This is a genomic window from Kribbella sp. CA-294648, assembly GCF_050943845.1.
GTDB lineage: Bacteria > Actinomycetota > Actinomycetes > Propionibacteriales > Kribbellaceae > Kribbella.
The window spans coordinates 1,727,255-1,750,198 of sequence record NZ_CP191981.1 but is presented as its reverse complement, the minus strand read 5'-3'; the positions used below and the strand labels follow the sequence as shown (position 1 = coordinate 1,750,198).

The 22,944-nt window shown below is 68.0% G+C and carries 19 protein-coding genes; 7 read left to right on the top strand and 12 right to left on the bottom strand.

Annotated elements, in window-relative coordinates:
* Positions 1-15: 15 nt before the first annotated feature.
* From ACQPYM_RS08510 to ACQPYM_RS08495, 4 genes are read right to left on the bottom strand one after another with little or no spacing between them, the layout of a single operon-like run.
* Positions 16-840, bottom strand: a complete 825-nt coding sequence (locus ACQPYM_RS08510) for a carbohydrate ABC transporter permease (protein WP_433017490.1) — start codon at positions 838-840, stop codon at positions 16-18.
* Positions 840-1,733 (bottom strand): carbohydrate ABC transporter permease, encoded by an 894-nt coding sequence (locus ACQPYM_RS08505; RefSeq protein WP_433017487.1) that lies wholly within the window; start codon positions 1,731-1,733, stop codon positions 840-842. Before ACQPYM_RS08505 ends, ACQPYM_RS08510 begins: the two co-directional genes overlap by 1 nt.
* Positions 1,730-3,025 (bottom strand): ABC transporter substrate-binding protein, encoded by a 1,296-nt coding sequence (locus ACQPYM_RS08500; protein WP_433017484.1) that lies wholly within the window; start codon positions 3,023-3,025, stop codon positions 1,730-1,732. Before ACQPYM_RS08500 ends, ACQPYM_RS08505 begins: the two co-directional genes overlap by 4 nt.
* Positions 3,022-4,050 (bottom strand): LacI family DNA-binding transcriptional regulator, encoded by a 1,029-nt coding sequence (locus ACQPYM_RS08495; RefSeq protein WP_433017481.1) that lies wholly within the window; start codon positions 4,048-4,050, stop codon positions 3,022-3,024. Before ACQPYM_RS08495 ends, ACQPYM_RS08500 begins: the two co-directional genes overlap by 4 nt.
* Positions 4,051-4,358: 308 nt before the next feature.
* Between ACQPYM_RS08495 and ACQPYM_RS08490 the strand changes: the two genes are divergently transcribed.
* From ACQPYM_RS08490 to ACQPYM_RS08465, 6 genes are read left to right on the top strand one after another with little or no spacing between them, the layout of a single operon-like run.
* Entirely contained in the window at positions 4,359-5,159 is an 801-nt protein-coding gene (locus ACQPYM_RS08490) for an endo alpha-1,4 polygalactosaminidase (RefSeq protein ID WP_433017478.1), read from the top strand.
* Between the two features lie 35 nt (positions 5,160-5,194).
* Entirely contained in the window at positions 5,195-6,475 is a 1,281-nt protein-coding gene (locus tag ACQPYM_RS08485) for an ABC transporter substrate-binding protein (RefSeq protein WP_433017475.1), read from the top strand.
* Entirely contained in the window at positions 6,433-7,398 is a 966-nt protein-coding gene (locus ACQPYM_RS08480; protein WP_433017472.1) for a carbohydrate ABC transporter permease, read from the top strand. The genes ACQPYM_RS08485 and ACQPYM_RS08480 overlap by 43 nt, the downstream gene beginning before the upstream one ends.
* Positions 7,395-8,213, top strand: coding sequence for a carbohydrate ABC transporter permease (locus ACQPYM_RS08475; protein WP_433017469.1), 819 nt, complete (start codon positions 7,395-7,397; stop codon positions 8,211-8,213). Before ACQPYM_RS08480 ends, ACQPYM_RS08475 begins: the two co-directional genes overlap by 4 nt.
* A gap of 5 nt (positions 8,214-8,218) precedes the next feature.
* Positions 8,219-9,145 carry a carbohydrate kinase family protein gene (locus tag ACQPYM_RS08470; RefSeq protein ID WP_433017466.1) on the top strand — a complete coding sequence of 309 codons (927 nt, stop codon included), beginning with the start codon at positions 8,219-8,221 and terminating at the stop codon, positions 9,143-9,145.
* Complete coding sequence (locus ACQPYM_RS08465; protein WP_433017463.1) at positions 9,142-10,443, top strand: alpha-glucosidase/alpha-galactosidase; 1,302 nt, start codon at positions 9,142-9,144, stop codon at positions 10,441-10,443. The genes ACQPYM_RS08470 and ACQPYM_RS08465 overlap by 4 nt, the downstream gene beginning before the upstream one ends.
* Here ACQPYM_RS08465 and ACQPYM_RS08460 read toward each other — a convergent pair.
* From ACQPYM_RS08460 to ACQPYM_RS08450, 3 genes are all read right to left on the bottom strand, one after another.
* Positions 10,433-11,386: an NAD(P)H-dependent flavin oxidoreductase gene (locus tag ACQPYM_RS08460; protein WP_433017460.1), complete on the bottom strand. Its 954-nt coding sequence runs from the start codon at positions 11,384-11,386 to the stop codon at positions 10,433-10,435. The two genes, ACQPYM_RS08465 and ACQPYM_RS08460, sit on opposite strands and share 11 nt — an antisense overlap.
* Positions 11,387-11,453: 67 nt before the next feature.
* A complete protein-coding gene (gene secA, locus ACQPYM_RS08455; protein WP_433017457.1) occupies positions 11,454-14,378 on the bottom strand; it encodes a preprotein translocase subunit SecA in 2,925 nt (974 codons plus the stop codon).
* A gap of 293 nt (positions 14,379-14,671) precedes the next feature.
* Positions 14,672-15,877: a winged helix-turn-helix domain-containing protein gene (locus tag ACQPYM_RS08450; RefSeq protein ID WP_433023205.1), complete on the bottom strand. Its 1,206-nt coding sequence runs from the start codon at positions 15,875-15,877 to the stop codon at positions 14,672-14,674.
* Between the two features lie 180 nt (positions 15,878-16,057).
* Here ACQPYM_RS08450 and ACQPYM_RS08445 point away from each other — a divergent pair, with 180 nt between their 5' ends.
* On the top strand, positions 16,058-16,864 hold the full coding sequence (locus tag ACQPYM_RS08445; RefSeq protein ID WP_433017453.1) for a S1 family peptidase: 807 nt from the start codon (positions 16,058-16,060) through the stop codon (positions 16,862-16,864).
* Between the two features lie 89 nt (positions 16,865-16,953).
* Here the strand turns inward: ACQPYM_RS08445 and hpf are convergent, their stop codons facing one another.
* The 5 genes from hpf to mtrA form a co-directional block, all read right to left on the bottom strand.
* Positions 16,954-17,577: a ribosome hibernation-promoting factor, HPF/YfiA family gene (gene hpf / locus ACQPYM_RS08440; RefSeq protein ID WP_433017450.1), complete on the bottom strand. Its 624-nt coding sequence runs from the start codon at positions 17,575-17,577 to the stop codon at positions 16,954-16,956.
* A gap of 227 nt (positions 17,578-17,804) precedes the next feature.
* Positions 17,805-18,473 (bottom strand): ComF family protein, encoded by a 669-nt coding sequence (locus tag ACQPYM_RS08435; protein WP_433017447.1) that lies wholly within the window; start codon positions 18,471-18,473, stop codon positions 17,805-17,807.
* Positions 18,474-18,598: 125 nt separating this feature from the next.
* The gene (locus ACQPYM_RS08430; protein ID WP_433017444.1) at positions 18,599-20,389 is read right to left on the bottom strand and encodes an LpqB family beta-propeller domain-containing protein; all 1,791 of its coding nucleotides are present in this window, start codon (positions 20,387-20,389) and stop codon (positions 18,599-18,601) included.
* Positions 20,386-21,993 (bottom strand): MtrAB system histidine kinase MtrB, encoded by a 1,608-nt coding sequence (mtrB, locus tag ACQPYM_RS08425; RefSeq protein ID WP_433017441.1) that lies wholly within the window; start codon positions 21,991-21,993, stop codon positions 20,386-20,388. The genes ACQPYM_RS08430 and mtrB overlap by 4 nt, the downstream gene beginning before the upstream one ends.
* A gap of 119 nt (positions 21,994-22,112) precedes the next feature.
* The gene (mtrA, locus tag ACQPYM_RS08420) at positions 22,113-22,790 is read right to left on the bottom strand and encodes an MtrAB system response regulator MtrA (RefSeq protein ID WP_131345780.1); all 678 of its coding nucleotides are present in this window, start codon (positions 22,788-22,790) and stop codon (positions 22,113-22,115) included.
* Positions 22,791-22,944 lie beyond the last annotated feature (154 nt).

The window sequence follows — 22,944 nt, the reverse complement described above, 5'->3', positions numbered from 1 at the left end:
ACCTTTCAAGAAAGACTAGCCCTTGACCCCGGACTCGAGGCTGGACGAGATGAAGCGGCGCTGGAAGACGAGGAACAGTGCGACCGCGGGCGCAGCAAGCACGCAGGCACCGGCCAGTACTGCGCCGAACGGGTTCGCCGCCCGCGCCGAGACCGTGGTGATGTAGTTCGACAGCGACACCGCCAACGGCTGCATGTCCTGCTGCTTGGTGATCAGGAACGGCCAGAGGAACTCGTTCCACGGCCCGATGAAGGTCAGCAGGACGCCGGTCAGCAACGCGGGCTTGACCAACGGGACGGCGACCCGCCACAGGATGTCCAGCTCACGAGCCCCGTCGATCCGGGCCGCATCGAACAACTCCTGGGGCAACTGCAGGAAGTACTGCCGGAAGACGAAGACCGCGGTCGAGTTGATCGCGAACGGCAGGATCATCCCCAGGTACGAGTCGGCCAGCCCGTAGCTGCGCACGATCAAGACATAGAGCGGGATGGTCAGCAACTGGAACGGCACGACCTGCACGAGCAGCATCAGGTTGAACACCGTCGAGCGGCCGCGGAACTGCAACCTCGCCAACGCATACCCGGCCAGTACGCCGAACACCAGCGTGCCGAGAATGACCCCGCCGGTGAAGATCCCGGAGTTGACGAGCGACCTGCCGAGGCTGATCGCCTTGTTGATCTCCTGGTAGTTGTGCAGCGTCAGGTTGCCCGGCGACGGGAACGCGCCACCGACCGAGGAGTCCGGCGACTCCTGCAGACTGCCGACCAGCATGTAGTAGAAGGGGAACAGGAAGACGAAGGCCCCGAGCAACAATCCGATGAACCGCCAAGTCTGCCGCATCAGGACTCCCGGTCCAGCAGTCGACGCTGAAGCACAGCCAGCAGCAGTACGCCGATCACGAGCAGTACTCCGATCGCCGAGCCGACATCAGGATTGCCCTGCTCGATCCCGCGCTGGTACATGATCAGCACCGGCGAGGCCGACGCCCCGTCAGGACCACCACCACCGGTCAGCAGGTAAGGCTCGGTGAACAGGTTCGCCCCGGTCACCGTCGCTAGCAGGACGACCAGCGTTGTGGCCGGCCGGACGCCGGGGACCGTGACATTGAGGAACGACTTCCACCGCCCGGCGCCGTCCATCGAGGCCGCTTCGTACAGGTCCTTCGACACGTTCTGCAGCGCGGCCAGGTAGAGCAGGATGAAGAAGCCGAGCTGCTTCCAGGTGACGTACACCGCGACCGTCGGCATCGCGAGCTTCGAGTTCACCAGCCAGGACGGGTCGGGCGCGAGTGGCCCGAGGACCGAGTTCACCAGACCGCCGGAGTTGAACAGGAACAGCCAGACCCCGACGACAGCGACGCTCGCGGTCACGTACGGCACGTAGTACGAGACTCTGAAGAAGCCGCGCCACCTGATCGCCGCGTTCAGCGCGTAGGCCAGCAGCAGTGACAAGACGACGGTCAGCGGCACGTTGATCAGCAGGAAGATCCCGACGTTCGCGAACGACCGGCGGACCGCCGGGTCCGAGAGCACTGCCGCATAGTTCTCGAACCCGACGAACGGCCGCTCCACGATCGCGCCCGGCGCCGCGAAGAAGTAGTCGTGGAAGGACATGTACACCGCGAACCCGAGCGGGTACGCGAACACCGCGGCCAGAAACACCAGGTACGGCGTAACAAACGCCGACCCGATCGGCTGCTTGCCCAAAACCCGCTCGAGCACGCCGGTCCTCATGACTGCGAGGCGAGCTGTTCGACTTTCTGGACCGCGCCGTCGAGGGCCTCGCCCGGATCCTGCTGACCGAAGATGACCGACTTCGACCAGGCGTCGCGGAAGGTCTGCCAGATGGTGATCGAGTTCGGCACGTTCGGCACCTCGACCGTGCGGGACGCCTGCTCGGCGAACTGCTTGTAGTCGGGGTTCTTCGTGAAGTACTCCGGGTAGGCGGCCGCGATCCCGTCCCGCAACGGCATCTGACCAGTTGCCTCCAGCAACTTGCCGTCCTGCTCCTTGCTGGTGGCGAACTTCAGCACGTCCCAGGCCGTTCCGCGGTTCTTGCAGGCCGAGTACATCGCGACGTTCTTGGCATCGCTGAACGTGTAGGTGTCGGCAGCGGGCTTACCCGCCGAGGTCGGCACCGGTACCGCGCCCCACTCGACCTTGCCCTTGTACGACGCGATCGCCCACGGGCCGACGATGGCCATCGCGGCCTTGCCGTCGACGAACGAGTCACCGTTGTACTTCTCCTGCGACGCGAGCTTCTCGGCGTACACGGTGCGCCAGAACGTGGCGACCTTCTTGCCCTCGTCGGAGGCGAACTGCGCCTTGCCGTCGGCAACGAGTTGCTTGCCGCCCGACTCGGCCGCGAAGAGCGGGTAGAAGTCGAACCAGGACTGGTAGAACTCGTTGCTCGGCGCCGGATAGATCGCGTACTGCGCAGCCTTGGCGGCGACGATCTTGCGCGAGGCGGCGAGGAACTCGTCGTACGTCGCCAGCGCCGGCTTGGCCGGGTCGAGACCAGCCTTGGCGAAGACCTTCTTGTTGTAGAAGATCATCACCGGGTTGGCCTTCCACGGCGCCTGGTAGTACTTGCCGTCGGTCGACTTGTACTGCTCGGCGACCTTGCCCGAGCGCTCCTCGAGGTATGATTTGCCGTCCGGGAAGCTGTCGAGCGCCACCAGGCCACCCTGCTTCTGGAACTGCGAGACGGACGCCGGTGAGGTGTTGAAGATCAGGCAGGGCGCGTTGCCGGCGGTGATCGCGGCACCGATGACTTCTTCGGAGCTCTTGCCGGCCGGGATCTCCTGGGCGGTCACCTTCTGGTCCGCGTGGGCCGCGTTCCAGGCGGCGACCATCTGCTTGCCCCAGGCCACTTCCTCGGCGTTGTTCGAGAGCCAGACGGTGATCTCGCCGCGGGCTTGGGCGGCCGCGTCGGCATCGCCGCCGCCACCCGAGCTGCCGCCGCAGGCGGCCGTAGTACCGGCCAGTCCTAGGGCCAGCAGGGCGGCCGTGAGTTTGCGTTTCATGAGTCCTCCAGGTGGGCGGTTGACCGCCGGATGATCAGACGGGCCGGCGGCAGTTCCACGTCCGGTACTGCGCCGTCGCCGTCGATGAGCTGGTTGAGGGTGCGCGCGGCCGCCTCGCCGAAGGCGTAGGGGTCGGCGCGCACCGTGGTCAGGCCGGGATGGACGAACTCGGCGAGCTCGCTGTCGTCGAAGCCCGCGATGCTGAGGTCGTCGGGCACCCGGAGCCCGGCTTGTTGCGCGGCACCGAGACCGGCGATCGCCATCCGGTCGTTGGCGTAGACGATCGCGGTCGGTCGTTCCGGCAGCGCGAGCAGCCGTTTGGTCGCCTCGATCCCGCCGACCGCGGTGAAGTCGCTGACCTCGATCCCGATCGGCTCCACCCCCGCCTCGGTCAGGGCGCTGACAAACGCGTCCTGCCGAGCGGTCGCGTGGACGAAGTCCTGCGGGCCGGCGACATGCGCGATCCGGCGGTGGCCGAGCTCGAGCAGGTGTTGCACCACGGCGATCGTGCCGGGCCGGTCGTCCAGGCAGACCGCCGGGAACGGCGAAGGGCCGTCGGGACGGTTCAGCGTGACCGCCGGCAACCCGAGTGAAGTCAGCAGGTCGATCCGCGGATCGTCGTGCCGGAGGTCGGATAGGAAGACGCCGTCGACGCGGCCGTCCTGAGCCAGCCGCCGGTACCCCGCTTCCTCGTTCTCACCCGGCGCGACCACCTGCAGGACGAGCGCCTGCCCGCGGGGTGCCAGCACGCTCTCGACGCCGCCGATGAACGCCGGGAAGAACGGGTCCGAAGAGAGCACTCCCGGGTCCCTGGTGATCACCAGACCGAGTGCGAACGCCTTCGAGACCGACAGCGAGCGGGCCCGGTTGCTGGGCCGCCAGCCGAGCTCGTCGGCGGCCGCCAGGATCCGGTCGACGGTCGCCTTGGCGAGGCCGGGCCGCCCGTTCAGCGCGAACGAGACGGCGCCCTTGGAAACGCCTGCGCGGGTCGCCACATCCGCGATGGTCGGCCGTTCCTTCGTCATCTGCATCCCAGGATTGAGGGTTTAAACCGGTTTAAACGATTACTAAACCGGTACAAACCCTCCGCGTCAAGAGGTCGGGCCGGACTGCGCAGTACCGCGTCGATGTGAAGGTTCCGCGCACTTGTTTGCAGGTTCGTCTTGACGGTGCGGTGCCGGGTCGCTTAACTAAGGCGTCAGTGCCGGGCCCGTGAGACCCACACTGCAGTGACGCACCCAGCCGGTAACGAACGCAGTTTCCAGTCCGGTTTTCAGGCGCCAGGGCGACGGCCCGAGGCGGGGTCGCGTCCCCTGGACCGATGGAGCCAATCGTGTCCCGTTTCCGCCTCCCGCTGATGGTCGCCGTGACCATCGCCACCGTCACTCTCGCCTCGCTGCTCACCCGCACGTCCGCCGACGCGGCCGTCACGCTGCCGCCCGCACACGCCAAGTTCGACTACCAGATCGGCGGCGCCTACCCGCCGCCGTCCGGCGTCCAGGTCGTCACCCGCGACCGGACGGCAGCGCCCGCCGCCGGTCTCTACAACATCTGCTACGTCAACGCCTTCCAGGTCCAGCCCGGCGAGGAGAGTCAGTGGGCGCCCGACCTGCTGCTCCGCGATGCCGCCGGCAATGTCGTCGTCGACGAGGACTGGGGCGAGGCGTTGCTCGATCTCCGGACCGCGGACAAGCGCAGCCGGATCGCCTCGAAGGTCAACGGCTGGATCGACGGCTGCGCCGCCAAGGGGTACAAGGCGATCGAGCCGGACAACTACGACAGCTACACCCGTTCCAAGTCGCTGCTCACCGCACCGCAGGCCAAGGCGTACCTCACCCTGCTGGCGCAGCACGCCCACTCCAAATCGCTGGCCATCGGCCAGAAGAACACCGTCGAACTGGCCGGCGCTCGGCAGAGCATCGGGCTCGACTTCGCCGTCGCCGAGGAGTGCGGCCAGTACGACGAGTGCGGTGACTATGTCGCTGCCTTCGGCAACAACGTGATCGTGATCGAGTACACCGACGGCGGCCGGCGCAAGGCCTGCGGCGCGTTCGGTACCAGGTTCAGCATCGTGCAGCGCGACGTGGACGTCTCCGTCCCCGGTGACGCCGGCTACGTGCGCAAAACCTGCTGATCAGCCCTTTCCCAGCTCAGCTCTAGGGGTTACCCATGCCTTCACCAACTCGTCGTGACGTCCTTCGCGCGGCAGCCGCTCTGGCCGCTGCCGGCACCCTCGCCGCCTGCGGCAAAACAGGCGAGGAGCCGGCCGGCGGCGTGGTCACCGTCGATCTGTGGCACGGCCAGACGGACCTCGCCAAGGCGGCGCTCGACGGTCTGATCAAGCAGTTCAACGACACGCATCCGTTGATCAAGGTCGTCGGTGGTGGTGGCGGGGTGACAGCGGACAGCATGCTGCAGAAGGTCACCGCGGGCCTCGCGGCGGGGTCCTATCCGGACATCGCGTACATCTTCGGATCGGACCTCGCCAGCATGACCCGCAGCCCGAAGGTGGCCGACCTGACCGGCTCACTGGATCTGAAGGACAGCTGGCCTGCCGCTCGCGACGCGGTCACGGTGAAGGGCAAAGTGCGTGCCGCCCCAGCGCTGCTCGACTCGCTGTGCGTTGTGTACAACAAGAAACTCTTCGCCGCCGCCGGCTTGCCCGAGCCCAAGGCAGGCTGGACCTGGGACGACTTCACCGCCATCGCTCAGAAGCTGACCAATCCCGGCAGGGGCGTCTTCGGGACCGGCTGGCCGGGCGTCGGCGACGAGGACACGGTCTGGCGACTGTGGCCGATGATCTGGGACCTCGGCGGCGACGTGGTCAGCGAGGATGGCAAGTCGGTCGGGTTCGACAAGGTCGGTGTGCAGGCGCTCGGCACGATCGACCGGCTCCGCACCGACAAGTCCCTGTACGTCGACCCGAAACCGGGTGGCGAGCAGCTGTACCAGGTGTTCCTCGGTGGCCGGATGGGAATGGTTGCCACCGGCCCCTGGCAGCTCCCCGACGTCGTTGACCGAGGCATCGACTACGGTGTCGCACCACTGCCGACGTACTCGGGGAAGCCGGTGACGATTTCGGGGCCGGACACCTGGACCGTGTTCGACAACGGCAAAGCGAGGGTCAAGGCGGCGACCGAGTTCGTTCGCTGGCTCAACGATCCGCAGCAGGATGTCCGCTGGGACATCGAGGCGGGGAGCCTCCCGGTGAGCACCACGACCGCGGCCTTGCCGGAGTGGAAGAAACACGCCGCGGGCACCAAGGGGTTGCAGGTGTTCGTGGATGCGCTGGAGTCGGCACGAGTCCGGCCGACCATTCCGGCGTACCCGCAGCTCTCGCAGCAACTCGGGCAGGCCGTGGTCGCAGTACTGCTGGGCAGGAAGTCGCCGGCCGATGCGCTCGGTGAGTGCGTGAAGCAGTGCAACGCGATCCTGGCAGTGCCCAGCTGATGGCCAGTGTCGTCGGCACCTTCACCGTCGACCCTCGTGCGCGGCGCGCGGCCAAGCGGCGTACCAGGGGTGAGGGCCTGACCGCGTGGGCCTTCGTCAGCCCGTCGGTGCTGATCATCCTCGGGTTGAGCGTCGTACCGGTGCTGTGGTCGTTGTTGTTGTCGTTCCAGTCGAACGACCTGGTCTCGCCGAGTTCCTGGGTCGGCCTGGACAACTACCGGGCGCTGGCGGCCGATCCCGCGTTTGCCGCCGCGGTGAAGCACACGCTGCTCTATGCGGTGCTGTATGTGCCATTCAGCGTGGTCGGCGGGTTGGCGATCGCGTTGATGCTCGATCGGCGGATCCGCTTCATCGGGCTCTATCGCACGCTGGTCTTTGTTCCCTTTGTGGTCTCCGCGGCGGCGCAGGGCGTGCTGTTCTCGTTCGTCCTCGATCCCGAGTTCGGCGTGGCCAACTCGCTGCTGCACAAGCTCGGCCTGCCGGCGCAGGGGTTCTTCAGCGACCCCGGTCAGGCGCTCTACCTGCTGGTCGGGATCTCCTTGTGGAGCGGGACGGGCTTCTGCGTGATCGTCTATCTTGCCGGTCTGCAAGGGGTTCCGGCCGAGCTGGTCGAGGCTGCCCGCATCGACGGCGCAGGACGGGCCGGCGTACTGCGGCACGTCGTGCTCCCGTCGTTGACACCGGTGACGATCTTCCTGGTGCTGTTCCAGACGATCAACGCGTTGCAGGTGTTCGACCTGGTCTTCGTCACCACGAAGGGCGGGCCGCTCGGCTCGACGACCGTGATCGTGTACTTCATCTGGGAGAAGGCGTTCAAGACCTTCACAGCCGGCTACAGCGCGGCCGCGGCGTACGCGCTGGCCGTTGCGTTGCTCACCATCGGGCTCGCTCTGCAGTTCTACCGCCGGAGGGTCGCGCGATGAAACGTCTGCCCTTCAGTCCCTGGCATCTCGTCCTCGCGCCGCTGGCGTTGCTGTTCGCGTTGCCGCTGGTCTGGTTGCTGGTCAGCTCGGTGATGAGCAACTCGGAGATCAACCGGTTCCCGCCGGCGCTGATCCCGTCGAGTATCAAGCTCGACGGGTACCGGTTCGTGCTCGGGAACGCGCTGTTCCCGCGCTGGTTCGTCAACTCGCTGATCGTGTCGGCGGTCGCGGTGACCGCCAATCTGATGCTCGGATCGCTGGGCGGCTACGCCTTCGCGCGGATGCGGTTCGCCGGGTCGCGGGTGGTGCTGGGGTTGATGCTCGCAACGATGGTGATCCCGTTCCAGCTGACGATGATCCCGACCTTCCTGGTGATGAAGCAGCTCGGGCTGATCGACACCCTGGGCGCGCTGATCATCCCTGCGCTGGTGACGCCGTTCTCGGTGTTCCTGTTCCGGCAGTTCTTCGTCTCGCTGCCACGTGAGCTGGAAGAGGCGGCCTGGTTGGACGGGTGCGGGCGGCTGCGGATCCTGGTGTCCGTTGTACTGCCGCTGGCGAGGCCTGCGCTCAGCACTGTTGCTGTGCTGACGTTCCTGAGCACGTGGAACGACCTGACGTGGCCGCTGATCGCGATCAACCACGACACGAACTACACGCTCCAGCTCGGGCTGACGACCTTCCAGGGCCAGCACCACACCCAGTGGGCGGCGGTGATGGCCGGCAACGTCATCACCGTGCTGCCTGTCCTGCTGGGCTTCCTGCTGGCCCAGAAAGCTTTCATCCGCTCGCTGGCTTCTACCGGACTTAAGGGTTAACAGATATGAGTGGTTTTGATCTGCTGGTCATCGGCGACGCCAATCCTGATGTGGTGATTGGGCCGGTGCCTCAGCCGGTGGTGTTCGGACAGCGGGAGACGTTGGTGGACGCGGGCTCATTGGTGTTGGGTGGGTCTGCCGCGATCATGGCGTGTGGGGCTGCTCGGCTTGGCCTGAGCGTTGCCTTCGCTGGCCGGGTTGGTGACGACCCTGCCGGCGCCTTCGTCCGTACTGCGCTCGCGGAGCGCGGGATCGACGTGTCGGCGCTGGTAGTCGACGCAACGCTTCCCACTCCCCTGACGACCGTGCTGACCTCGGGCAGCGACCGGGCGATCCTCACTGCGCCAGGGTGCTTGCCCGCGATCACGGCGTACGACGTACCGGCTGAGCTACTGCGGTCTGTACGGCATGTGCATGCTGCCTCCTTCTACCTGATGCCTGAGCTCGCTGCTGGGCTTGCTGCGCTCTTCAAGGAGGCGAAGAGCAACAAGGCGACCACGTCGCTCGACACCAACGACGATCCGTCTGGGCGATGGGACCGCGTAGTACTGGATGCAGTGTTGCGGGTGACCGACATCCTCTTCCCGAACGCGGCAGAGGCGCATGCGCTGACAGGGCACCCGGTACTGGCGGATGCGGCGGGCATACTCGCTCGGCGCGGGCCGCTGGTGGTGGTGAAGGATGGTGCCGCCGGGGCTCTGGCACACGACGGCACCAACCTGTTGTCCGCTCCTGCGCTTGCAGTGGAGCCAGTGGACACCGTGGGGGCCGGCGACAGCTTTGACGCGGGCTATGTGGCCGCAGTACTGAACGGGCTCGGGCGGGAGCGGGCGCTGGCGATCGCTGCGGCCTGTGGGTCGCTGTCGACGCGTGCTGCGGGCGGTACTGCGGCACAGGCCGACTGGGCGCTTGCTGTGGAGAGTGCCGGATGACCAAGATCGCGTTCATCGGCGCCGGGAGCGTCGTCTTCACGCAGGGGTTGCTGGCTGACCTGTTCAGCTTCGAGGACCTCGGCGAGCTGCAGATCGCCTTGCACGACATCGATCCGGAGCGGTTGAGTACGGCGACCGGCGCCGCCAACGCCATCGCGGACACTTTGGGAGTGTCGCCGCGGATCAGCGCGCACCTGGACCGGCGGGCGGCGCTCGACGGGTGCGACTTCGTCATCAACATGATCCAGGTGGGGATGAACGAGGCGACCCGGCTCGATTTCGAGATCCCGGCGCGGTACGGGGTCCGGCAGACGATCGGCGACACGCTCGGGGCGGGCGGCGTGTTCCGCGCACTGCGGACCTTCCCGGTACTCCGCGGCCTCGCGGCCGACATCGCCGCCGCCTGCCCGGACGCGTGGCTGCTGAACTACACGAACCCGATGGCGATGAACGTCTGGTACCTGTCGGCCCTCGGAGTACGGAACCTGGTCGGGCTGTGCCACTCGGTCTACTGGACGATGAACGACCTGTCGGCGCTGGTCGGAGCGCCGTACGACGAGGTGTCGTATCTGGCGGCGGGCGTGAACCACCAGGCCTGGGTACTGCGCTTCGAGCACCAGGGGCGCGACCTGTATCCGGTGCTGGACGACGTGATCGCTGGTGATCCGGAGCTGGCGCGGCGGGTGCGGGTGGACATGTACCGGCGACTCGGGCACTACCCGACCGAGACGAGCGAGCACTCGTCGGAGTACGTGCCGTGGTACCTGCATGACGCGTCGGAGGTGGAGCGGTTGCGGCTGCCGGTGGGCGACTACCTGCGCATTGTCGAGGAGAACGTTGCGCTCTACCAGAGCACGCGGGATGCTCTGAAGGCCGGTGAGGCGCTGGCTGTGGAGGGCACGATGGAGTACGCGCCACAGGTCATCCACAGCATGGTCACCGGTACCCCCCGAACCATCTACGGCAACGTGGTCAACACCGGCCTGATCTCCAACCTCCCGGCCAACGCAGTCGTCGAAGTCCCTTGCCTGGTTGACTCCCTGGGCGTCCAACCCACCTCCGTCGGCGCCCTCCCCGCCCAGTGCGCCGCCCTCAACCGCGCCTACATCAACGTCAACGAACTCGTCGTCAAAGCAGCCCTCGAAGACAACCCGCACGCCATCCGCCAGGCTCTCATGGTCGATCCCGCAACCTCGGCGACTCTCACCGTCGAGCAGATCTGGTCGCTGGCGAACGACCTAGTGGATGCCCACAGCAACTATTTGCACCCGTCGCTCCGCACGCGAATCACGCTGTAACGGCGGCCTGGAGATAGGTCTTGTACGTGGCGAGGGTCTGGATGACTTCGGCTGCTGTGGTGGTTTTGTGGAGGGCGCCTACGCCTTGGCCGGCGTAGAGGGAGGCGGCGGTGGGGTCGGCGGCGCGGGTGGCGGCTACGTACTGGGCGTGGCCTTCGTCGTCCGACTTCAGGGCGGCCTCCTTGCCTTCCCACGTGTCGTAGAAGGTGTTGCGGAGGGCTCGGCCGCCGAATTCGTCGGGCCAGCCGGCTCGGGAGGCGGCGTCGAAGACTGTGCCGTAGACGGTGTCGGTCTCGTCGGCTTCCAGCAAGCGCTGACGGGAGGACTCAGGTGTGAGGGCCTCCTCGCAGGTGAGGAACGCCGTACCGATCCACCCTCCGGCAGCACCAGCAGCCAGTACTGCGGCCAGTCCGCGCGGCCCCGAGATGCCACCACCCGCCAGCACCGGGAGATCGGTGAGGTCGAGAATCGCTTGCAGCAAAGGAAGTGTGCCCACCTCGTTGCGACCGTGACCACCTGCCTCGGCACCACGCACGACGATCGCGTCGACCCCCGCAGCGATGGCTTCCCGCGCGTCGGCGACGGTCCCGGCCTGGGTCGTCACCACGATGCCCGCGGCACGCAACGGTTCGACGTACGGGCTGTAGTCGCCGAAGCTGAGGGAGACGAGGGCCGGCTTCAACTCCAGTACCGCGTCCAGATGCTCCGGCCGGTCCTTGACCGACCACGCCATCAGGCCGACGCCGTACGGCTTGCCGCTCGCCGCCGCGATCGCGCCTTCCGTGCGGATCCAGTCGGCCGACACCGCGCTCCCGGCGCCGAGCATGCCGAGTCCACCGGCCGCCGACACCGCTGCCGTCAGCCTGCCGCCGCTCACGTTGGCCATCGGCGCCGCCACCACCGGTACCGACAGTCCGAACGTCTCCGTCAACCAGCCGCCCATCGTCCACTCCTTCTCGGCAATGCGAAAGGCCCGCCCCGGAACAGTCCGGGGCGGGCCTTCGAGCGCATCAGCTCTTGTAGATGTCCGAGTTCGGGTCACCGTGGCAGCGCTTGTACTTCTTGCCCGAGCCACACGGGCAGACCGCGTTGCGCGGCGTACCGGCGTACTCGAGAGCGCCGCCCTCGACCGCGTCGGTGCGCACGGAGACCTCGTCGTCGCCGTCGATCGTCGGCGCCGAGTAGGTCAGCCGCTGCGGGCGGCTCTCGGTGCTCAGGCCCTTGGCGCGCAGCTTCGGGGTGTCCTGCGGCCGCGGGGTGTCCTGCGGACGGTCCTCGTCGTCCTCGCCGGACTGCCGGCCCGGGAACTCCGCGACCGGTGCACCCGGGACCAAGATGTCCTCGGCCTCGGTCTCCTCGAGCTCGGCCAGCTCCGCCTGCGCGGCCAGGTCGGCCTGCATCGCCTCGATGTCGACCTCGACGTTGAAGATGAACGCGACCGACTCCTCCTTGATGGACTCCATCATGGCGGCGAACATGTCGTAACCCTCGCGCTGGTACTCGACCAGCGGGTCGCGCTGGGCCATCGCGCGCAGGCCGATGCCCTCGCGCAGGTAGTCCATCTCGTACAGGTGCTCGCGCCACTTGCGGTCCAGCACGCTCAGCACCACGCGACGCTCGAGCTCGCGCATCGCCTCGGTGCCGAGGCTCTGCTCACGCCGCTCGTACGCCTCGCGGGCGTCGGACGTCAGCCGCTCGATCAGGAAGTCCTGGGTGAGCCCGGAGCGCTCTCCGCCGGCCTCCTCGATCAGCGCTTCCTCGGTCAGCTCGGTCTGGTACAGCGTCCGCAGCGCGGTGAACAGCTGGTCGAGATCCCAGTCCTCGGCGAAACCGTCGGCGGTTGCACCCTGCACGTAACCGGCGATGGTCTCGTCGAGCATGTCCAGCACCTGCTCCTGCAGGTCCGCGCCCTCGAGCACCCGGCGGCGCTCGGCGTACACCACGTGCCGCTGCCGGTTCATCACGTCGTCGTACTTCAGGATGTTCTTGCGGGTCTCGAAGTTCTGCGCCTCGACCTGCGACTGCGCCGACGCGATCGCCTTGGTGACGACCTTGTTCTCCAGCGGCACCGTGTCGTCGTCGTTGCGCGACATCGCCCAGTCGACCATCTCGCGCTTGAACAGGCGCATCAGGTCGTCCTCGAGGGACAGGTAGAAGCGGGACTCGCCCGGGTCACCCTGACGGCCGGAGCGACCGCGCAGCTGGTTGTCGATCCGGCGCGACTCGTGCCGCTCGGTGCCCAGCACGTACAGACCGCCGGCCTCGCGGACCTCGACCTGCTCGTCCTTGACCTGCTGCTCGAACTTCTCCAGGACCTTCGGGTACTCCGCTTCGTACTCCTCGGCGGACTCCACCGGGTCGATCCCGCGGGCGCGCAGGTCCTTGTCGGCCAGGTGCTCGGGGTTGCCGCCGAGGATGATGTCGGTACCACGGCCGGCCATGTTGGTGGCCACCGTGACGGCGCCCTTGCGGCCCGCCTCGGCGACGATCGCGGCCTCTCGCGCGTGCTGCTTGGCGTTCAGCACCTCGTGCGGGATGTTGCGCTTGCGGAGCTGGTTGGACAGCCGCTCGGACTTCTCGACGCTGGTGGTGCCGACCAGGATCGGCTGCCCGGTCTCGTGCCGCTTGACGATGTCCTCGACGACCGCGTTGAACTTGGCTTCCTCGGTGCGGTAGATCAGGTCACGCTGGTCCTGCCGGATCATCGGCTTGTTGGTCGGGATCTGGACCACGCCGAGACCGTAGATCTTGGAGAACTCGTTCTCCTCGGTCTTGGCGGTACCGGTCATCCCGGCCAGCTTGTTGTACTGCCGGAAGTAGTTCTGCAGCGTGATCGTGGCGAGGGTCTGGTACTCCTCCTTGATCTCGACCTTCTCCTTGGCCTCGATCGCCTGGTGCAGACCCTCGTTGTAGCGGCGGCCGTGCAGGGTGCGGCCGGTGTGCTCGTCGACGATCAGCACCTCGCCGTCGACGACCACGTAGTCCTTGTCGCGCTTGAACAGGTCCTTGGCCTTCAGCGCGTTGTTCAGGTAGCTGATCAGCGGGGTGTTGGCCGACTCGTACAGGTTGTCGATGCCGAGCCGGTCCTCGACCTTCTCGATCCCGCGCTCGAGGATGGCGACGGTGCGCTTCTTCTCGTCCACCTCGTAGTCGGCGATCGGGCGCTGGTCCTCGGCGATCTTGTCGTCGGCGAACCGCGGCTTGAGCTGGGCGGCCAGGTTCGCCATCTCGACGTACCAGCGCTGGGAGTCCTCGGCCGGGCCGGAGATGATCAGCGGGGTCCGGGCCTCGTCGACCAGGATCGAGTCGACCTCGTCCACGATCGCGTAGTTGTAGTCGCGCTGGACACAGTCCTCGATCGAGTTGGCCATGTTGTCGCGCAGGTAGTCGAAGCCGAACTCGTTGTTCGTGCCGTAGGTGATGTCCTTGGCGTAGGCGGCGCGGCGCTCGGCCGGCGTCATCTCCGGCAGGATCACGCCGTAGTCGAGACCGAGGAAGTGGTACACCCGGCCCATCCACTCGGCCTGGAACTTGGCCAGGTAGTCGTTCACCGTGACCACGTGCACGCCCTTGCCGGACAGCGCGTTCAGGTACGTCGGCAGGGTGCCGACCAGGGTCTTGCCCTCACCGGTCTTCATCTCGGCGATGTTGCCCAGGTGCAGCGCGGCGCCGCCCATGATCTGGACGTCGTAGTGGCGCTGGTGCAGGGTCCGCTTGGCGGCCTCCCGGACCACCGCGAAGGCCTCCGGCAGCAGCCCGTCCAGGGATTCCCCGTTGTCGACCCGTTGCTTGAAGTCGGCCGTCTGCCCGCGGAGCTCCTCGTCGGACATGCCGACGAAGTCGTCCTCGATCGAGTTCACCACCTTGGCGATGGTCTCGAGCTTGCGAACGGTCTTGCCCTCGCCGATCCGCAGTAACTTGTCGAACGCCTTCATCGTGGGGGGTCCACTCCTTGACTGTGCAGCCTTCAATGCGGCGGGTGCCTGACCGTGCGTACCCGGTGACGGACGCAGCACGGCCTGCCCGCCTGGCGGGCGCCACCCATGGTACTGGGCGAGCAGCCCCACCCCACGCCCCGGAGTGACTACCGCCCACCTCTTCCTCACGAGCGAGGCGCCAGGAAAGTTCCAGTACTACGCCCGCGACGGCGCTGCGCGCCGCCGCGGGGTGGTGAGGCGAGGCGCAGCGCCCAAGGGTGGGGTGGTGAAGGGCGGGGTGGTGAGGTGGGTCAGTAACCGCGGAGGGCGTGGCTCAGGGCTGGGGCTAGGTCGCCGCCGCCGGACATGCGGACCTGGTCCAGGCCTAGCCAGGTGGCTAGTTGGACTAGTTCGGCGGCTAGTTCTTCGGGGGTTTCTGTGGGGGCGTCGGGTTCGGCGTGGGCTGATTGGACCAGGAGGGTGCTGGTGGCTCGGTCGGACTTCAGGTCTACTCGGGCTACCAGGCGGTCGCCCAGGAGGAATGGGAGGACGTAGTAGCCGTAGATGCGTTTGTCGGCCGGTACGTAGATCTCGATGCGGTAGCGGAAGCCGAAGAGGGCCTCTGTGCGGGTTCGCTCGTAGACCAGTGAGTCGAACGGGCTGACCAGGGCCCGGGTGTTCACCCGGCGGGGCAGCTTGGCGTCGCGGTGCAGGTACGCCTGGCGCTTCCAGCCCTCGATGGTGACCGGCAGCAACTCCCCCTCCTCGACCAGCTCGCTGATCGCCTGCGCGGTGGGAGCGGGCGCAGTACGGAAGTAGTCCTTGAGGCATTGGGCCGTCGCGACCCCGTGCGCCTTCGCCGCGATCGAGACGAGACTGCGATGCGCGTCCTCCGGGGTCGGCGTCGGCGTCGCGACCACCGAGGCGGGCAGCACTCGCTCGGGGATGTCGTACATCCGCTCGAACTGCTGGTTCCGCCGGGCCACCGTGATCTCACCGGCGAAGAACAGGAACTCGAGAGCCTTCTTCACGTCCGACCAGTTCCAGCCCCAGTGATTGCGCTCGCGCTCCACATCGTCGTCGATCTCCCGTGCGGTCAGCGGCCCGTGGTCGCGCACGTCGGCCAGCACCTGCTTCAGCAGGTCCGGCCGTTGAGTCGCGATCATCCACGGCCCGTTCCATGCCTCACTCATCGCTCGCGCCATCCGCCACCGCATCAACGGGTGCGTCTCCACCGGGATCAGCGACGCCTCGTGCGCCCAGTACTCCACCAGCCGCCGCGGCGCCTTCCCCGCGGCACGGTCGAGCAGGTCCCGCGGGTACGGCCCCAGCCGGGAGTACAGCGGCAGGTACTGCGCCCTGCTCAGCACGTTGACCGAGTCGATCTGGATCAGCCCGATCCGGCCGAGCACGCGACTCAGCGCCCGCATGTCCGGCACGCCTTTCGGACGCGGATCGGTGAACCCCTGGGCAGCCAGTGCCACCCGCCGGGCCTGGGCCGTCGACAACGCCTCCATAGTCACCTCACGAAGTCTGCCCGCCCCCACCGACAGAATCCTGCACGCCGACGCTCACCAGGTGCGTGGTCATAACTCTGGTGTTACCGCAAGTGAGAGGTGCGCTACCCGAGGTGATCGGGGATTCTGCGTGCAGGTGGTGCCGCCCGCGCCGCCCCCCATCACCCTGGAGTGTGAGGCATGACAGCAAGACTTCAACTGGCGCGCGCCGTTTTGGCGGCCGGTGCACTGACCGCGGCATCCCTCGGCGCGGTGTCCGCCGCGACGGCCGCACCGGCACCTGACGGTCCGCACACTCGGATCGTGGGCGGGGAGCTCGCCAAAACAGCCGACGCGCCCTGGGCGATCCAGTTGTCGAACAGCGCCTCACCCGACCCGACCGGCGAGTACTGCGGCGCAACCCTGGTCGCGGCCAACAAGATCGTCACCGCGGCGCACTGCTCGACCGAGGCGGCCGGCACCTACACGGCGATCCAGGGGCGGGACGTGCTGAGCGACAAATCGGTCGGCAAGGAGTCCAAGATCAGTGCCATCTGGGTCGACCCGGAGTACGGCAAAGCGGACGGGCACGACGTTGCGGTGATGACGCTGGCCACCCCGTTCACCGGCGTACCGACGCTGGCACTGGAGACCAGTACGGCGGCTGACGCGGAGGGCGCGGCCGCTGTCGTCTACGGATGGGGCGCCACCGAGGGCACCGGCCCTGCGAACACCTTCCAGAAGGTGGTCACGCCCGTGCTCGGCGACGCGTACTGCGGTGACGTGTACGCGAGCCAGAACTACACCGCAGCCGGTGAGATCTGCGCCGGCTACAAGGAGGGCGGCAAGGACTCCTGCCAGGGCGACTCCGGTGGCCCGCTGGTGCTCAACGGCCGGCTGTTCGGCGTCGTCTCCTGGGGCGTTGGCTGCGCGGACGCCGGCAACCCGGGCGTCTACGCCGAGGTAGCCACCTACGCGGCCGCGCTGCAGGCGCAGATCGACGGCTAGCGCAGGCAACAGACCTTCACAGGGGAAGGAGAAAGGGCCGGACACCGTGCGCGGTGTCCGGCCCTTCTCCTTTGTGGGCTCCTCCCGGGTCAGACAGCCAGCCGGATCACTCCGTAGTCGTAACCGCGGCGGCGGTAGACGACGCTGGGCTGGTTCTCGTCGGCATCGACGAACAGGTAGAAGTCGTGGCCGACCAGTTCGAGCTCGTAGAGCGCCTGGTCCAGCGACATCGGCTTGGCGGTGTGGGTCTTCTCGCGCATCACCAGCGGCCCGTCACCGGTCACCGTCAGCGAGCCGAACTTCTGGGTCGGCACCTCGTCCTCGGCGGCCGTCTCCTCCGGCACCGGGGCGCCGTTGATGGCCTGCTTCGCGGCCACGTGCCGCAGTCCTTCGGGGGCGTGCTGACCGGTGTGCACCCGGCGCCGGTCGGCCGCCTTGCGGACCTGGGCGCGGAGCCGGTCGAGGCTCACGTCGAAAGCAGCCTGCTTGGTCTCACCACTCGCTTCGGCCCGGAGCACCGGCCCCTTGGTGTACATGGTGAGCTCGACCCTCATGGCCCGATCGTGCTGTCGCGGGTTCTTCTCCTGGCTGACTTCTACCTCGCATCGCAGTACCCGGTGATCGACCTTCTCGATCCGCTCGAGTTTTTCCTCGACGTACTGCCGGAAGCGGTCACTGACCTCGCAGTGATGACCCTTGACAACGACGTCCACGGAAACCTCCATCGATCGGCGACTCTGTTACGTCTTCGGACCCCCGTCGGTGGTGCCGGTTGCGGCAGTCGGGTGCCCGAAACGACAACACCCGCTCTGCGGCCCGGCGGACTCCGTGGGAAGGAATCCGGCTGATCCGGTCCTCGCCCACCACTGCGTCCGACAAGCCCAAGCGGGTGTCATACGCCAACGCTAGTCGGCTTCTGCGAAAACCGGTAGGGAAGTTCTCATGAACCGGGCAGCGCGCGTCGCCGGGTCGCGGCCACGACGGCACAACCGAGGACCGGAATTCCCCGGACTGCCAGGGCACGGCAGGCTTCGGCGAGCGTGGAACCGGTCGTCAGCACGTCGTCGACCACGATCACCGGCTGACCCGTCAGCCTTTCAGCCCAGCGCGAACGGGCCTCGAAAGCGCCGGACAGATTGGCGGAACGCTGCTGAGCGGACAGTCCGGCCTGGTCCTGCGGACGCCGTACGACGGCCAGCGCGTCGGCGAGCCGTACGTCGTACCCACTCCTGCGCAGCCGCCGGACCGCGACCGCCGAGAGCCGGCGCAACGGGTCGTGGCCGCGTTGCCTGACGGTGGAAGCCGAGGACGGCACCGGGCAGAGCCACGCGGCGCGTCCCGCTCCCAGCGTGGTCTGCACCGCCACGGCGAGGGCCTCACCGAGCGGTCTCGCCAGCGCGTACCGAGCGTGCTCCTTGTGCGCGAGGATCACCGACCGCACCACGCCGCCGTACTCCGCTGTTGCCGTCGGCACCGATAGCCCCTCCGGCACCGGATCAGGCCAGGCCCGGTACGCCGTACAGCCCGCGAGCGCGTGCTGGCACTCGGGGCACAGCGACACGCCTGGGCGGTCGCACCCCGCACAGCGGCCGCCCAGCACGAGATCCACGAGCGCATCCCGCAGCAGCCACCCGAACCACGATCCGCGATCGCCTCCGGGACCGCAACCACACCGTCGGCAACCTGTGGACAAGCCAGCCGGATCGACCATCGAGCCCCGGACCTGTGGACAAGTCAGCCGGGGTAGACCGGGGTGACCTTGCCTTCGGGGCCGTCCGCGAGGTCGACCCAGTTGAGGTCCTTGCCCTGCCAGTGCAGCTGGCCGGCCGCGTCCTGGACGGCCGGCAGGGTGTCGAGGTTCGGGTTGGCCGCGACGTGGATCGCGTCGAACTCGCTGCTCGCGCCCGGCAGCGCCCGCTGGTACGAGCCGTCCACGTTCACCTGCCACGGCCGGGCCTGGTTCTCGCCCTTGGCGGCCTTGCCTGCGACCAGGATGCCCAGGTTGCTCCAGGCGGCGTCCGTGATCTCGGCGAGCCGCAGGTGCAGCGGCTTGAACCGGTTGAGCACCAACTGGTTGCCGTCGGTGTTCTCGATCGTTGCGGTCTGCACCGTGCTGACGTCGTCCTGCCGCATCACCAGCAGCGCCCGGACCCCGTCCGGCGCCATCCGCAGGACGACCGGGGTGCTGCCGCCGAAGTTGGTCTGCACGGTGGCCACCTTGCCGTCCGGTCCGCGCACCCGCAGCCGGGGCTTGGCGCTGTCGGCCCGGTCGAGGATCCACAGGTTGTCGTCGTTGTCGTAGCTCGGCCGCAGCACCTTGCCCTCGACCGGGATCATCGTCGTGGGCTGCTCGTTCCGCGGCGTGTCCAGCCGGCCGTAGACGACCGCCTGCGTGCCGTTCCTGGTCGTGGTGACGATGGCGCCGGCGTCACCGCGCAGGTTCACCGCGAACGACTCGGCGTTGTACGCGTACAGCGGGCTGTCGGTGATCGGCAGCGGTTCGATGGTCTGGGAACCGTCCTGGCCCTGCGGGATGCGCTGGATCTTGCCGTCGCGCAATCCGTACAGGTCCTTCATCCGGCCGCTCGGCACGGACGGGTCGTACTGGCCGAAGTTGGTGGCGAACGAGAGCTCGTCGTTGGGCTGGTCGGGCAGCAGCGGGGCGCCGTCGACCGTGATCCGCACCCGGGCGGTGACCGGCCGCAGCGTCCAGGTGATCTGGGCGGCCAGCCGCTCGCGGTCGAGTGTGTCGGTCAGCGAGGCAGCCGTACCGCTCAGGGCCACGTTCGCGACCCCGGACTCCACCGGCACCGAGACGTTCACCGTCGTCCCGGGTGGGGCGGCCGAGACGACGCTGTTGCCGAGCCGGCCGGTCGGGCCCTTCAGCAGTTCCTGGATCAGCTGGGTGGCCGCCTGGCCGGCGACCACCTTGTTCGGCAGGAAGACCGGGTCCGCGACCAGCAGCTCCCTGGACCGATTGAAGAAGTACAGCGCCTGCGGCGCGAGCCGCGGCTGCAGCTGGTTGCTGCCCAGGAACACGCCGGGCGGCGCGTTCGCGACCCGCCACTGCTTGGACACTTCGGTCAGCTCGAAGACCCAGTCCACCTGGTCGCCCGGCACGGCCGGGGTCCACGAGCCGCGGGAGTCGATGGTGGCGATCAGCGGCGCGGACAGGTGCACCTTCTTGTTGGCATCGACCGACACCCCCGAGCCCGCCGTCTGGTCGTAGACCCAGGTCTTGGACTCGGGTTTCCAGCTTCCGGCGGCTTTCGACGTCATGTACTCGCGGGCGACGTCGAAGGCCCGGGTGTCCGCCATCGCCTCCAGGAAGCCGTTCACCAGCGGGAGCGGCTCGGCGTTGGGACGCGGTGGCCGCGCCTCGACCCCGATCCCGGCGCTCCCCGCGGCCGGGGCGTCCTGGCTGCTGTTCCGGATGGGGCCCTTGGTCGGCACGGTCGCGCAGCCTGCCGCCAGCAGGGCCGTCGACAGCGCGGCTGCCAGCACGGCCAGCGGTTTGGTCCTCATGAATCGTCACCACCGGTCAGCTTCTGGTACGGCGCGCCGACGTCGACGAGCTCGGTCACCACGCGGGCCGCGTCGCTCGGCCGGGGCGGCAGCGGCGAGCCGGTCAGCGTGATGTCGGGACTGCGCGGCAGGGTGAGCCGGAAGTACGCGCCGTCGCCGGGCGATCCCCAGGCATCCAGCCGGCCGCCGTGCAACCGGGCGTCCTCCAGCGCGATGGACAGACCGAGCCCCGTCCCGCCCGTGGTCCGGGCCCGGGCCGGGTCGGCCCGCCAGAACCGGCTGAACACCATCTCGGCCTCTTCGGCCCGGAAGCCGACACCGTGGTCGCGCACGGCCACCGCCGCGGCCTCTTCGTCGTACGCCGTGCTGATCACGATCGGCCGGCTCTCGCTGTGCTCGATCGCGTTGCCGATCAGGTTGCGCAGGATCCGCTCGATCCGGCGTGAGTCGACCTGGGCGCGGCACGGCCGGGGCATCTCCAGCCGGACCTCGCAGCCCTTGTGCCGCAACAGGGTCTCGTGGTTCTCCAGGACGCGGGAGACGATGTCGCGCAGGTCCACGTCCTCCAGGTCGAGGGCGGCCGCACCGGCGTCGAAACGGCTGATCTCGAGCAGGTCGGCGAGCAGCTCCTCGAACCGGTTGAGCTCGTTCTGCAGCAACTCGACCGAGCGGCGGGTGATCGGGTCGAAGTCGTCCCGGGTCTCGTGCAGCAGGTCGGCGGCCATCCGGACCGTGGTGAGCGGCGTCCGCAGCTCGTGCGAGACGTCGGAGACGAACCGGCGCTGCAGCCGGGACAGCTCCTCCAGCCGGCGGATCTGCTGCTGCAGATTGCTGGCCATCTTGTTGAAGGAGACCGCCAGCCGGGCCAGGTCGTCGGTACCCCGGACCTGCATCCGCTCCTCGAGCCGGCCGGCCGCGAGCCGTTCCGCGATCCGCCGGGCCATCCGCACCGGCGTGACGACCTGGCGGGTGACCAGCCAGGCGACCGCGCCGAGCAGTATGACCAGCAGCAGCCCTGCGGTGAGCAGTGCCCGCTGGACGACATCCAGGGTGTCCTTCTGCGCCGTGAGCGGGAACAGGAAGTACACCTCGTACCGCTGGGCGTTCAGGTTCAGCACCCGCAGCTGGGAGCCGAACGCGAGGCCGGGCTCACTCTGGCCGCCGTCGTAGTCGATCCGCAGGTAGGTGTCGTAGAGCCTGGTCTCGTCCTTCGCGACCGAGGCCCGCAGCTCGTACGGGATCGAGTCGCTCTTGACCTGGCCGGTGGTCCGGATCGCGTTGGAGTCGGCCTGGTCGCTCGGGATCAGCACCACCTCGTACAGGCCGGGCCGGTTGGAGCCCGCGATCAGCAGCGACAGCTTCTGCTGGATCGCGCCGGGGTCGGCGGCGTTCAGCGAACCGGACAGCGACGCGAGCTGCGCGACGGCCTCCTTCTGGGCGCTGTCCCGCCGCGCCTCCAGGATGCCGTCGGTGACCTGGCTCATCATCACCCAGCCGACCAGGATCAGCACGATCATCGACATCAGCAGGGTGCCGGTGACGATCCGGGCCTGGATCGAGCGGCGCCAGAAGTCCGGCCAGTGCCGCGGGTGGGTCCGCCACAACGGCTGCTGCGCGGCGTGCCAGTCGGCCCCGGCGGCGGTGAGCTCGATCTCGGTTCCGCGGGTTTCCGGCTCGGCTGCCGGTTTCTCCGCCGGCGACTGTTCGTCGCGTCCGTACTCGATCAGTCCGCACCAGCCTTGTAACCCACGCCTCGGACCGTCACGACGATCTCCGGGTGCTCGGGGTCCTTCTCGATCTTGGACCGCAGCCGCTGGACGTGCACGTTGACCAGCCGGGTGTCGGCCGCGTGCCGGTAGCCCCAGACCTGCTCGAGCAGCACCTCACGGGTGAACACCTGCCAGGGCTTGGAGGCCAGGCAGACCAGCAGGTCGAACTCGAGCGGGGTCAGCTGGATGGTCTCGCCGGCCCGCTTGACCGAGTGCCCGGCCACGTCGATGGTCAGGTCGCCGATGGTCAGCGACTCCGGCCCGGGCTCGTCCATCCGGCGCAGCCGGGCCCTGATCCGGGCCACCAGCTCCTTGGGCTTGAACGGCTTCACCACGTAGTCGTCGGCGCCGGACTCCAGGCCCAGCACGACGTCCACGGTGTCGCTCTTGGCGGTCAGCATCACGATCGGTACGCCGGACTCGGCCCGGATCGCCCGGCAGACGTCGATCCCGTCCATCCCCGGCAGCATCAGGTCGAGCAGCAGCAGGTCGGGTTTGAACTCCCGGAAGGCCGGCACCGCTTTGTCGCCGGTGGCGCACAGGTAGGTGTCGTAGCCCTCGTTGCGCAGCACGATGCTGAGCATCTCGGACAACGCCGTGTCGTCATCGACGATGAGGACTCGGCCCCGCATCGTCCGGTTACCTTCTGCCACGCCTGCTCCTTGTAGTGTCACGGCCGATCCGGATCAGTGCCGCGCCCAGGGGCGCCGATCGTACGCACTACGGATAGTGTCCCATTCTCCGGCCGGCGCACACGCCGGAGCGCCGAGCGGGACCGGAGTAATG